This is a genomic window from Paenibacillus tritici (genome assembly GCF_013204885.1).
In the GTDB taxonomy this organism is placed as follows: Bacteria; Bacillota; Bacilli; order Paenibacillales; family Paenibacillaceae; genus Paenibacillus_AQ; species Paenibacillus_AQ tritici.
Map to the genome: position 1 here is coordinate 40,228 of NZ_JABMKX010000020.1, position 11,218 is coordinate 51,445.

The following is an 11,218-nucleotide window of genomic DNA, read 5'->3' on the forward strand; positions in this document are numbered from 1 at the left end:
ACGGTGTCTCCTGAATATCGTTATATTATAGCACTAACCGTCAGCTTGCTCCATTCCTCCGCGCCCTGCTGCACTTCCTCCAGAGGAAGACCGCCCTCGGCTAACTGCTCCGGACTCAACAGCAGCAGCCGTCCGTACAGCTCCCTGCCCTCCTCTGCAACATTCTCCCCATGCTCCCAGAGCCGGTACAGACTGTTCTCTGCTTTGGCATACCGTCCCATGGATTCCTGGTAGGCCATCAGCAGCCGCTCTGTTTTGGCCGGCAGGCGGTACGGCTCCACTTCCTCCAGCAGCTCATTGATCTCTTCCGTCATATTTAGCAGCTCCCGGTCGGCACCATGCAGATCCGCATACAAAAACAGGTGGAGCGAGCGCATCGCCCTGAACAAAGCCTGATCCTGCTCCCCTTTGGCCGTGTAGATTCCGCCTTCCTCTTTCAGCAGCCGGGCTACCCCTTGCAGCTTATCCGCTTCCAGCACCCCGCCGAGACGAAACATATCAATAATATCCTCTACAGACAGCGAATTGAGCAGACGCGAATTCAGGCGAAAATGCCGCATCAGCAGCTCATCCACTTCCCACAGGGCTTCTGTGGTTTTTTTATCCTGCTTCAAGGTCAGCACCTTGGCTACCATTGCCGTCATATCCTCGATCATGCGCACGATATAATCTCTCCGGAACATGTTTGCTCACCCTTTCGCCTTTGAAATCATCTTAAACCATTCCACCTGCCTGCGCCACCTGTGCACAACCCCGTTCCTCAGCAGACACTCCTGTTCACTGCTGCTGATTGTTCTTGACATAAAATAGCAGCCTCACATACAATACACATATCCGATCTGGAATACAGATCGTACTGTAAGACAGATCGAACTATAGGAGGAAACGTGATGCCACAACCTGCTGACCCCGGGCAAAGCCCTCCGGAAGCTGCTGCTTCAAGCAAGTCTCAACTGGAAGAAAACGTCCAGCCTTTGAAGGTAACCCCGGAACAGGATAAACTGCTGGAAAGTGCCTTGCGGATTAAGATCATGCATACGCTGTCGGGGGAACCCCTCACATCCAAACAGGTTGCCGGGAAGCTGAACAAGACACCGGGGAACATCCACTACCACATCATCAAGCTCTATGAAGGCGGGCTTCTGGAGCTTGTCCGCACCGAAACGGCGGGGGGCATCATTCAGAAATTCTACCGCTCTAAGGGAACTATGTTCCGCTCGGAGCAGCTTACCGGCTTTCACTTCAGCCAAGAAGACCAGGTGGAGCATTTCATCACCAGACTCACCCTTTCCCCCCGGGAGCTTGCGAAATTCCATCAGGAGATGATGGAGCTGATCACCGCCTGGGAATCTAAAGTTACTGCCGGCGACGAATATGGCGTGGAAATCGTGATGGGCCGTCTGCAGTCTGCAGAGCCTGCTACTGAGCCGGATACAGATTCGGAGGTACAGAAGTAGATGAATACCGCCGCCCCTTCCGGGCAGGAAAAGCACAATCCGCTGCAGGGTTTCGCTGCTCCTTTTGTCCGCTCGCGCGCCTTCCCTTATCTGTGGCTGGGACATTTAATTTCATTCCTCGGCAGCTCAGTGACGATGGTCATTCTGCCCGTTCTCGTCTATTCCCTGACCGGATCAACTACCACGATGGGTCTGGTCATGGCCGCTTACATGCTGCCGAATGTGATCATGCTTCCGGTATCCGGACATATCGTGGACCGTTACGACCGTGTGCGGATTATGATGCTGGCGGATATTGCCCGTTTTGCCGTAATGATGATAACAGCAGTCTTAGCCCTGACCGGAATACTCAGCATTCCGCTGCTCTGTATCCTGGTAGCCTTCTACGGTCTGCTCGATGGTCTATTCCAGCCTGCCTATGCTGCAGTCCGGGCCACAGTATTCACTCCCGACATCCGCGTGGCTGCGAACTCGCTGACCCAAATCACTACCCAGTCCGTACGCCTGATCGGCCCCGCCCTGGGCGGTCTGCTGATCACTCACCTGTCCGCAGGTGTCGGGTTCGGCCTGGATGCCTTCACTTATCTGATCTCCCTGTTCTGCCTTGTCTACCTGCGCAGAGTGCTGATCGCCCAATTACAGACCAGACCCGCCGCAGATGCCGCGGCCTCTGTTCTGCCGGATACTGAAGCCCAGGATACTCCTAACTGGAAAGAGGATTTCATCGAGGGGATCTCCGTTCTGCGCAGCCACCCCTGGCTGTGGATTACGATTCTGGCCTTCTGCTTCATCAACATCTGCTACGCGGGAATCAGCACCGTCCTGCTTCCCTGGCTCTTCAAGGTCCATCACGGCTGGCCTCCTTATGTCTACGGGCTTGCCGTTACTTTCTCCGGGGTAGGCGCAATTATTGCAGGCTTGCTGTTCGGACTGCGGCCCAAATGGAAGAACCGCGGCATTATGGCATACAGCGGTGCTATGCTGGGTGGTGTGGCTCTGCTGCTCATGCCGTTCGCGGGTACTCCTGCTGCAGCCATCGGTTTCTTTGCCCTTGAAGGCTTCGGGCTGATGATCTTCGGCCTGATCTGGGAGATCAGCCTGCAGGAGCTGGTCCCGAAGGAAGCCTTCGGACGGGTAGCCAGCCTGGATCTATTCGGCTCCTTCGCCCTGCTGCCGGCCGGTTACATCTTTGTCGGCTGGCTGGCCGACCTGATTGGCGGGGTTCCGACGATCCTTATTTTCTCCACTCTGGGACTGACCTGTGTCGCTCTCGTGCTCTGTGTTCCGGCTATCCGTAAATTTCAATAAAGCCGCCGTGTGGTAAAAAGAAAGAGACAGCACCCGCCCGATGGCGGAAGTGCTGCCTCTTTCTGCTTATATGAATTACTTCTGCACAGGGGCGTGCACGAAATCCTTAATAATCTGTGCCAGCTGCTCCGGCGCTTCATACATACTCATATGGCCTACACCCGGCAGTGTCGCCTTGGTGATATTCCGGTTATCCGAGGTGAAGGTCCGCTCTGGCGTTACCTTGGAATCCTCTGCTCCGGCCACCAGCAGCACAGGCAGCGCTGTTGCCGAGATCACATCACGCCGGTCCGGGCGCTCGCGCATAGCCATGGCGGCGCCTGCCGCGCCCTGCGGCGGGGTCTTATAGCCGATCTCCTTGGCCCGTTCCAGCAGCTGCGGCGCTGCTCCGGAAGCGAAGAGTCCGGGCACCAGCTGATCTACAAAAGCAAAGATCCCATCGTTCTGGATCATGCTGACGCTCTTCAGCCGGTTCTCCTTGGCTTCCTCACTGTCCGGATAGCCGGAGGAATGAATCAGTCCGAAGCCCTTCAGTCTGGAAGCATGACGCTGGGCAAACGACAGGGTAATATAGCCTCCCAGAGAATGTCCTAACAGATAGCATTCAGGAATCTCCAAGGCGTTCAGCAGCGACAGCACATCATCGGCCATCTGCTCGATGGTATAGGCCCCGAGCGGAGCATCCGAGGCCCCATGCCCTCGCAGATCAGGGGCAATGACCCGGTAATTGGCGGTTAAGCCTGGAATAACCTTCTCCCAGTATTCAGCACTCCCGCAGAATCCGTGCAGCAGCACTATTACTTCACCCTTGCCTTGATCACTGTAGCAAATGTTGCTTCCTTCGCATCGAACATTTTCCATGGCTGCTTCCCCCTCTTTTCTTATGTAGTCGTCTATATTAATAAGCTAGAACAGCACATTTGAAACGCTCTCAATCCGTAAGTCCGAAACCCTGTGCTGCAGCTTGGGCAATCTGGTCAGCCATAAGTATCACCCGGTAGAGCGGAGTGGTCTGCAGGGTCCTGTATGGACGGGGACTGTTCACATCAACGATGGCTGCCAGGCTGTAATTCCCTACTGCCGGCAACAGCAACCCGACAGATTGTGCCGGACGCAGCGGCTGAGCTGCCGCAAAATAACAGCCCAGTGCCGCAGGCGGTCCCAGACACGCATCTACAGCGATAATAATCTGCCCTTCCGGGATTTCCGTTATCCGCTGTACCAGATTATCCGCATCACAGGGCGATGGCAGCGTTCCGGTTACATTCGGAAATCCGTATTCCAGCAGACGGCTTCCCGTCAAGGGTCCCAGAGCATCCCCTGTAGAGCGGTCCGTTCCAATACAGAGAAAGGTCAACTGCTCTGCGGAATACAATTCTGCGATCTCCCGAAAGAAGGAAGCCAGCCCAACGGCATCCATTTTACGTCTTTTTCTGCTCTCCTCTTCCCTAATGGCCAAGACCTTCTCCCCTCCTTAACCTGCCTGGATTGTTTCCCTATAATTTAACATGTTTGCGGGATGCGGACAAAAAAATGGTCTTTTGCGGGTCAACCATGTTAAAATACTGGAACTATGACTAAGGGAGGACGGTGATACCCAATGGATTTGTCGAAACCAAGCCAGGAGAACGTGGAATATATGATCGAAGGCATTAAAAACAAGCTAAAAATGGCCAGTGCCGCTGCGATGCAGGCCTCGGCTTTTTCGGTGGAGCAATACGAGGATATTCAGGATGTGTATGAGGTTGCCATGGGCAGCGACAGGCTCAGTATCTCACAGGTGGAGGCACTGGTATCGGAGCTCGGACGTTTACGTAAAAAATAGAATAGAGCTGCCCGTACAAGTAGAACCGGCTACGGCATCTTTCACAAGAACGGTATCCGCTTCTGCAAGAAATAAATCCTTATCTTTTAAAAAAGCCCTTCTCTCCACCTGTCCGCAAGCGGACGGTGAAGAAGAAGGGCTTTTGTGTACTGTACATTCTCTGCTTCAGGACTGCTCTGCTCCCGGTATTTACGGAAGATCAATCAGGATGAATTCCGCATCGCCTTCGCTGCTTATGCCTTTAAGGGTCAGCTCACAGCTCTTGCGGATCCGCGCCGCATCCCCTTGCTGAAGCTGGAATACACCATCCGAGCACGCGATCTCCAGGTTCCCGGAGATCACATACAGGTGGGTGCGCCGCTCCTCCTGCTGCGGATAACGCAGCTCCCGGTTCTTCTGCAAAAGGGACAAATAGATGTTAACATCCTCGCCCAATTGAAGCGCACCTTGCGTTCCTTCCCCCGAGGCGACAGGCAGCAGGTGGTTGAGCTTAAGCTCTGGCGGGAAGAAGCGGGCATCCCATTTCGGCGTCTTCCCGGGACGGTCGGGCAGGAGCCAGATCTGCAGGAACCGGGCATTCGTGTGGGCCGACGGATTCGTCTCTGAATGGTTAATCCCTGTTCCTGCACTCATCATCTGTACACTGCCCGCCTGCAGATCTGCATGATTCCCCAGATCATCCTGATGCTTCAGCACACCGGAAATCACATAGGTGATAATCTCCAGATCATGATGCGGGTGCTCATGCATTCCTTGCTCCGGCTTCAATTCATTGTCGTTATGAGCCAGCAGTGCGCCGAAATGGGCATTGCTGGGATCATCGTAATCGGCGAAGGAGAAGCTGAATTCACTGTGTATCCATTCTCTATTCGAAGTATGTCGCTCAGCTGCTGTAACTACTTTAATCATGATTTTGCACCTCCATAGATGTTGGAAACCTATCCATATCCTTAATGTGGAATGAGTGCTTGTTAATATGAGATGTGTGTAGACGCTTTAATTAACTATCTCTTACCCCCTTCTTTTCTTCATCAATCAACTTTGTAAAGTCTCGAATTCTCTTAAATATGTATAGAAAAGACCCGTTTTGACCTGGATGCTCCCATATCCTCCGGCAATCTTTCCCAAGCTACTCCACTGTTTCAGCTCATAGCCCAACGTTTATATACGAAGTAAGATACTTCAGGCCAACCTGAATGTGAATGACAATTCTAATGAGGAGTGATTGATAATGAATACAGCAGAGAAAGAATATCCGGTTGAGAGCGGCGGCACATTTCTTAAAGGGATTTTCATCGGGGGGCTGCTTGGAGCAGCGGCTGCATTGTTATTCGCACCGAAGCCTGGACGGGAAATGCGCAGTGATCTGTCCGATAAGCTGACCGTTGCCACGGATAAGACCAGAGAAGTGGCCGGAGCTGTAACTGACAAGACTAAGAGTTTGGCTACAACCGTCAGTGAAAAAGCTACCGATCTGGCTGGCACTGTCTCCGCCAAGGCCTCCGACATCTTCACTACAGTAAGTGACAGCAAACAACAAATTGCAGCCACTCTGTCGGAAACGGGCAAAAAGATCGGCGAAACCGTAAGCGACGCTTCAAAGGATATATCAGGTCATGTCAAAGATGCTTCTGAAGATGTGTCTGTTGAAGCTAAGGATGCCTCCAAAGAGGTAGCCGACAAGGCGAAGGATGCTTCCAAAGAAGTAGCTGATGAGGCTAAGGACGCTAAAGAGGACGTTAAGTCAGCTTACAAAACCTCCTATTAAGCTCTGGGGTATCCGGCTGAATAGATAGCAAGAGAGCGGCCAGATCTTCCATAGCTGGCTGCTCTCTATTTATGTATGCCACCGTTGATGCAGTCTTATATTCTAATACAGCCTGTCTCAGGCTACAGAAAGCAGGTACGCCTTATGGGAGAAGCGGACAACAGAACCAAAGCTTATGAAGTTGATGAGCATCCCTTCGAGCTGCGGCATGAGGTCAAACGCTTGAATGCGAGGCTCGACAAGATCGCGGATTCGCTTGAGAAATCCGAATTCAAGGACATCCTTGAGAATTATACGGACCCCAAGAAGCGGATCATTACCAATCTTATGGCCGGGATCTCCAGAGGCCTCGGGCTTTCCTTGGGTACGTTTGTGATCCTCGGTCTGCTTGGCTATATTCTCAGTTTGTTTCTCGATGTGCCGGTTATCGGGGAATATCTTGCAGAAATCAAAAAGTATATTGATACCAACAGCTGATGCCATTTCCCGCGCATCCCTCCTGCAGCCTACTCCTACCGAATAGACTGTAGGAGGGATGTTGCTATTTGTGCTGCATTGGAACCAAAATAGGGCAAGCTCACTCCCGGTAGGGAATGAGCTTGCCCTGATTATATAATGGCATTGAACCTTAATAGGATGAATTAGCCATGATCTGCTTCAGCTTCTCGGTGGCGCGCTTCTGAATGCGCGAGACACTCATCTGCGAGACACCCAGCTTCTGGGCGATCGCCCGCTGGGATTGCCCGTCCTGGAAGGCCAGCAGCAGCACCTGCTGCTCCTGCTCCTTCAGCTGTCCCAGAGCCTGCTGGAGATCCATACGCTTCTCCACAGTCTCATAGTCATTGGCGTCTGAGCTGATCAATTCACCGAGCGTAGCTCCGCTCTCTTCCTGGGAGAGCGGTGAATCCAAGGAGACATAATGATAACATTCCCGGCCTGCCAGTACTTCCACCGTTTCTTCCACGGTCAGATCCAGGTAATGGGCGATCTCTTCAACCGCCGGAGAACGTTCGAGCCGAATGGTCAGTTCGTCAATGGCCTGCTGAACGAGTGCACCTTTTTCCTTAATCCGCCGCGGAACCTGTATGTACCAGGACTTATCACGCAGGAAGTTTTTCATATGTCCAATCATGCTTTTCATCGCGTAAGGCTCGAAGGGAATTCCTAAGCTGATGTCGTATTGCTGCAGCAGTCGGATCAGCGCCATTTGGCCCACCTGATACAGATCTTCATAGAGATCCGGACGGTTACGGGCAATTTTGCCGGCAGCCATCTTCACCATGGGTTCATATTTGCGGATGAGCACTGTTGCAATTTCATTGTCTTTCGTCTGCTGGTATTCCCAGATCAGGCTTACTGCTTCATTCATGGACTCTGGGGGAGTCACTTTGTCACTCATACTTTCTCCTCGCTGAAATTGAGCCGTTTAGTCAGGGTAACGACCGTTCCTTTCCCTGCTTCACTAACGACGCTAACGTCATCCATCAGCGCCTGCATTAGATAGAATCCGAGTCCGCCTACCTGAACATCATTCAGCTCCTTGTCATGAAGCGTCAGACGTTCCCCGGACGCATCCAAACCGTCAAAGCTCTCCCCCTCATCTTTGACAGTAATGGATAAGACACTTGATCCTACCTCAAAGATTACATCAACCACACCGTCTGCCTGCCCGTAAGCATACAGCACGGAGTTATTACAAGCTTCCGAGACCGCTACCTTCATATCTTCAATGTCCTCATAAGTGAAACCCATCTTGGAGGCAATGCCATATAAATTAAGTCTGACGATATCGACATATTCTGCACTGGCGGGTAACTGAAGAACTACTCTTTGTACGTCATCACTCATTCTTAGTTCGATCCTTTCCTAGTGGGAATTCTCTTGGGGGGCAAAAAATTTGGAAATACCGGTCATATCAAACAGCTTCTGTATTTGCGGAGGAACTTCATCAACGGTAAATTTAACGTCCATTCCGTGTCTAGCTTTGAGGATCGACAACAAAATCCCGATACCAGTGCTGTCAATGTATCTCAGGTCCTTAAGATTGATTACAAGGTCAAGCCCCGTATCGCCCACCAGAGGTTCCATGACCAAACGGAAATCAGGAGCCACAGATAAATCAAGCTCACCAATCAGATAAACGGTGCATACGGTGCCTACTGTTTCGGTTTTTGCGTGGAACTTTTCGCTTTTATGTGTATTCATAGACAACTCTCCTGATAAATGTTTTCTTTACCAATAACCCTAATAGTATACTGTTGAAACAAGAAAAGGACTTCTCCGGCCATGGGAATTACTGGGTCAGGCATTAAAAAGCGAGGTATTCCGCTGGGTAGCAGGGTTATCCTGGCCTGAATATCTTGAGATAATTTGTTTGATGCTGCTCAGCTTGAGCGGCTTGCTGATATAGCCGTCCATCCCGGCAGCGCTGCAGCGGTTCTGGATGCCTTCCATGACATTGGCGGTCATCGCTATAATCACCGTCTTGTCAGGCGAGCCGCTAGTGTTCTCCCGGATTAGGGAAGTGGCTTCAAGCCCATCCATCACAGGCATCTGCAAATCCATGAAGATGAAATCATACGGTGATTGACGGGCCAGCTCTACGGCCTGGCGCCCATCCTCGGCAACATCGGCATGATACCCGAGCTTATCCAGCATACTTACCATCAGCCGCTGGTTAATCGGATGGTCATCCACCACAAGCACTCTGCTCCGGCATTCCTCATCCGGCTCCTTCGCTGTACTGTCCTCTTCCCGGCAGCTGCTCTCCAATTCATCCTCAGGCATAGTAGCCTGTATGGTGAATACAAAGGTAGCCCCCTTCTCTTCCATCGACTCCACACGGATATCTCCGCCCATCATGCCAACCAGAGATTTGCAGATAGCGAGACCGAGTCCCGTTCCCCCGTATTTGCGGGTCATAGATGAATCAAGCTGGGAGAAGGGCTGGAACAGCCGGTCACATTTCTCCGGTGAGATTCCAATGCCTGTATCTTTCACGGTAAATTCCACTACCAGTTTATTATCAGCGGTAGGCAGACTGGACGCAACTAAATATACGCCGCCATGGTTGGTAAATTTCACCGCATTGGCTACCAGATTGATTAATACCTGACGCAGACGGGCCATATCTCCATAGATAAGACGGGGCAGCTTCTGGTCGATGAAATAAGCCAGCTCCAGATTTTTTTTGCCGGCTTCGGCGGAAAACAGGCTGAAAACCTCCTGAATGGTGGTGTGCAGCTCGAATAACTGTTCTTCCATTTCCATTTTGCCCGATTCCATCTTGGTGAAATCAAGGATATCATTAATCACCGTAATCAGGGTGTCCGCACTTTTACGGATAATTTCCGTATATTCCTTTTGCTCAGGAGCAAGCTCCGTCTCCATCAGAAGATCAATCATGCCCACTACCCCGTTCATCGGTGTACGGATCTCATGACTCATCATGGCAAGGAATTCGGTTTTGGCGTTGGCGGCAATCTCCGCCTCTTCCTTAGCCTTGACCAGCTCCCCGTTGATTCGTTCAAGCTCCTGTGTCTTTTGCTGAAGGAGCATCGCTTGAAGCTGCTGCTTCTTGCTGGTCAGATACAAATTAACAAAGCCTTCGATCTTGGACTTCAGAATCTGCGGGATAAAGGGTTTGACCATATAATCAATGGCACCGGCAGAATAACCTGCGAACAGATGCTCCGCCTCCTTGCTGTTGGCAGAGATAAAAATGATCGGAATATCCTTGGTTTTCTCTCTGGCTTTGATTAATTTGGCGGTTTCGATACCGTCCATACCCGGCATCTGAACGTCCAGAACGATCACGGCGAACTCATATTTCAATAAGCACCGCAGTGCTTCTTCACCAGAATTGGCTTTGACAAGCTTATAATGCTGACTCTCCAGCACTGCTTCCAGTGCCAGCAAATTCTCGGGACGGTCATCAACCAGCAGTATATGAATCGGTTCCTGAACCCCCATAGGCCCCTCCTTACCCGCTACTTATTCTTGCGGTATATTTTTTCTACCCTGTCCAGAGGCTCATAGCTGTCACTGTACCGTGTGAAATGAATGGATTCCTTGGAACCCAGGACCAGCACTCCGAACCGGCTGAGGCTCTCATGGAACAACCCATGCACATGATCGCGGAGCTCATCGTTGAAGTAGATCATTACATTGCGGCAAAAAATAACGTTAAATTCATTAAATGAAGTGTCTGTAGCCAGGTTATGCTCGGCAAATATAATGTTCTTGCGCAAGTATGGCTGCAGAATCACTGAATTATACTTCGCTGTATAATATTCCGAGAAAGCACGCGTGCCGCCTGCCTCAAGGTAATTCTTCGTATATTGCTTCATCTTGCCGATCTCGTACACGCCTTCTTTGGCCTGCTGCAGAGAACGGGCGTTCATATCCGTTGCATAGATCCTCGCCTTGTCGTACAGACCTTCCTCATGCAGCATGATAGCCATGGAGTATACCTCTTCGCCTGTGGAACAGCCTGCATGCCAGATCCTGATATACGGATAGGTCCGCAAGAGCGGAATCACCTTCTGGCGGAACGTCAGGAACAGTCCGGGATCACGGAACATTTCCGTCACCGGAATCGAGAGGCTATACACAAACCGTTCGAAGCAGGCACGGTCATGCAGCACTTTCTCCTGCAGCGCGGATATGGTGGGCACATTCTCAGCATGAACATGATGCCAGATACGCCGTTTCAGGGAAGGCAGCGCATAATTTCTGAAGTCATACCCATATAGACGGTGCACTCCGTCAAGAAGCAGTTCCATTTCAATCTGCTCAAGCTCCTGTTTGCTTCCCGGCGGAGTACTCTGCTCCTCATATCCGTGTTCCATAGCTGTCATG

General features: G+C 51.4%; 14 protein-coding genes. 5 read left to right on the plus strand and 9 right to left on the minus strand.

Going from position 1 to position 11,218, the window contains the following annotated elements:
* Positions 1-20: 20 nt before the first annotated feature.
* Positions 21-683, minus strand: a complete 663-nt coding sequence (locus HQN87_RS27135; RefSeq protein ID WP_173139697.1) for a DUF6483 family protein — start codon at positions 681-683, stop codon at positions 21-23.
* A 207-nt stretch (positions 684-890) separates the two neighbouring features.
* On the opposite strand from HQN87_RS27135, the gene HQN87_RS27140 reads away from it, so the two are divergent.
* On the plus strand, positions 891-1,457 hold the full coding sequence (locus tag HQN87_RS27140; RefSeq protein ID WP_173139699.1) for a winged helix-turn-helix domain-containing protein: 567 nt from the start codon (positions 891-893) through the stop codon (positions 1,455-1,457).
* On the plus strand, positions 1,458-2,765 hold the full coding sequence (locus tag HQN87_RS27145) for an MFS transporter (protein WP_173139701.1): 1,308 nt from the start codon (positions 1,458-1,460) through the stop codon (positions 2,763-2,765). It begins immediately after the preceding gene.
* A 75-nt stretch (positions 2,766-2,840) separates the two neighbouring features.
* Here HQN87_RS27145 and HQN87_RS27150 read toward each other — a convergent pair whose 3' ends face one another.
* The gene (locus tag HQN87_RS27150) at positions 2,841-3,626 is read right to left on the minus strand and encodes an alpha/beta fold hydrolase (protein WP_173139703.1); all 786 of its coding nucleotides are present in this window, start codon (positions 3,624-3,626) and stop codon (positions 2,841-2,843) included.
* Between the two features lie 70 nt (positions 3,627-3,696).
* On the minus strand, positions 3,697-4,224 hold the full coding sequence (gene yyaC, locus HQN87_RS27155) for a spore protease YyaC (RefSeq protein WP_246553075.1): 528 nt from the start codon (positions 4,222-4,224) through the stop codon (positions 3,697-3,699).
* Positions 4,225-4,365: 141 nt separating this feature from the next.
* Between yyaC and HQN87_RS27160 the strand changes: the two genes are divergently transcribed.
* Entirely contained in the window at positions 4,366-4,590 is a 225-nt protein-coding gene (locus HQN87_RS27160) for a DUF1128 domain-containing protein (protein WP_173139705.1), read from the plus strand.
* Between the two features lie 189 nt (positions 4,591-4,779).
* Here HQN87_RS27160 and HQN87_RS27165 read toward each other — a convergent pair whose 3' ends face one another.
* Positions 4,780-5,499, minus strand: a complete 720-nt coding sequence (locus HQN87_RS27165) for a pirin family protein (RefSeq protein WP_173139707.1) — start codon at positions 5,497-5,499, stop codon at positions 4,780-4,782.
* Between the two features lie 322 nt (positions 5,500-5,821).
* Between HQN87_RS27165 and HQN87_RS27170 the strand changes: the two genes are divergently transcribed.
* Together HQN87_RS27170 and HQN87_RS27175 are read left to right on the plus strand one after the other, a co-directional pair.
* Positions 5,822-6,358: a YtxH domain-containing protein gene (locus tag HQN87_RS27170; RefSeq protein WP_173139709.1), complete on the plus strand. Its 537-nt coding sequence runs from the start codon at positions 5,822-5,824 to the stop codon at positions 6,356-6,358.
* Positions 6,359-6,502: 144 nt separating this feature from the next.
* A complete protein-coding gene (locus HQN87_RS27175; RefSeq protein ID WP_173139711.1) occupies positions 6,503-6,835 on the plus strand; it encodes a DUF5665 domain-containing protein in 333 nt (110 codons plus the stop codon).
* Positions 6,836-6,986: 151 nt separating this feature from the next.
* Here HQN87_RS27175 and HQN87_RS27180 read toward each other — a convergent pair whose 3' ends face one another.
* The 5 genes from HQN87_RS27180 to HQN87_RS27200 all read right to left on the minus strand — a co-directional run bounded on the left by HQN87_RS27180 (position 6,987) and on the right by HQN87_RS27200 (position 11,217).
* Positions 6,987-7,757: a sigma-70 family RNA polymerase sigma factor gene (locus tag HQN87_RS27180; RefSeq protein WP_173139713.1), complete on the minus strand. Its 771-nt coding sequence runs from the start codon at positions 7,755-7,757 to the stop codon at positions 6,987-6,989.
* The gene (gene rsbW, locus HQN87_RS27185) at positions 7,754-8,206 is read right to left on the minus strand and encodes an anti-sigma B factor RsbW (protein WP_173139715.1); all 453 of its coding nucleotides are present in this window, start codon (positions 8,204-8,206) and stop codon (positions 7,754-7,756) included. Before rsbW ends, HQN87_RS27180 begins: the two co-directional genes overlap by 4 nt.
* 18 nt (positions 8,207-8,224) lie before the next feature.
* Positions 8,225-8,563 carry an STAS domain-containing protein gene (locus HQN87_RS27190; protein ID WP_173139717.1) on the minus strand — a complete coding sequence of 113 codons (339 nt, stop codon included), beginning with the start codon at positions 8,561-8,563 and terminating at the stop codon, positions 8,225-8,227.
* 96 nt (positions 8,564-8,659) lie between these two features.
* On the minus strand, positions 8,660-10,330 hold the full coding sequence (locus HQN87_RS27195; RefSeq protein ID WP_173139719.1) for a hybrid sensor histidine kinase/response regulator: 1,671 nt from the start codon (positions 10,328-10,330) through the stop codon (positions 8,660-8,662).
* A 17-nt stretch (positions 10,331-10,347) separates the two neighbouring features.
* The gene (locus tag HQN87_RS27200) at positions 10,348-11,217 is read right to left on the minus strand and encodes a CheR family methyltransferase (RefSeq protein ID WP_173139721.1); all 870 of its coding nucleotides are present in this window, start codon (positions 11,215-11,217) and stop codon (positions 10,348-10,350) included.
* Position 11,218: the final 1 nt, after the last annotated feature.

Coding starts and splice junctions, on each gene's coding strand:
- HQN87_RS27135 (WP_173139697.1), bottom strand. CDS start 683: ATGTTCCGGAGAGATTATATCGTGCGCATGATCGAGGATATGACGGCA.
- HQN87_RS27140 (WP_173139699.1), top strand. CDS start 891: ATGCCACAACCTGCTGACCCCGGGCAAAGCCCTCCGGAAGCTGCTGCT.
- HQN87_RS27145 (WP_173139701.1), top strand. CDS start 1,458: ATGAATACCGCCGCCCCTTCCGGGCAGGAAAAGCACAATCCGCTGCAG.
- HQN87_RS27150 (WP_173139703.1), bottom strand. CDS start 3,626: ATGGAAAATGTTCGATGCGAAGGAAGCAACATTTGCTACAGTGATCAA.
- HQN87_RS27160 (WP_173139705.1), top strand. CDS start 4,366: ATGGATTTGTCGAAACCAAGCCAGGAGAACGTGGAATATATGATCGAA.
- HQN87_RS27165 (WP_173139707.1), bottom strand. CDS start 5,499: ATGATTAAAGTAGTTACAGCAGCTGAGCGACATACTTCGAATAGAGAA.
- HQN87_RS27170 (WP_173139709.1), top strand. CDS start 5,822: ATGAATACAGCAGAGAAAGAATATCCGGTTGAGAGCGGCGGCACATTT.
- HQN87_RS27175 (WP_173139711.1), top strand. CDS start 6,503: ATGGGAGAAGCGGACAACAGAACCAAAGCTTATGAAGTTGATGAGCAT.
- HQN87_RS27180 (WP_173139713.1), bottom strand. CDS start 7,757: ATGAGTGACAAAGTGACTCCCCCAGAGTCCATGAATGAAGCAGTAAGC.
- rsbW (WP_173139715.1), bottom strand. CDS start 8,206: ATGAGTGATGACGTACAAAGAGTAGTTCTTCAGTTACCCGCCAGTGCA.
- HQN87_RS27190 (WP_173139717.1), bottom strand. CDS start 8,563: ATGAATACACATAAAAGCGAAAAGTTCCACGCAAAAACCGAAACAGTA.
- HQN87_RS27195 (WP_173139719.1), bottom strand. CDS start 10,330: ATGGGGGTTCAGGAACCGATTCATATACTGCTGGTTGATGACCGTCCC.
- HQN87_RS27200 (WP_173139721.1), bottom strand. CDS start 11,217: ATGACAGCTATGGAACACGGATATGAGGAGCAGAGTACTCCGCCGGGA.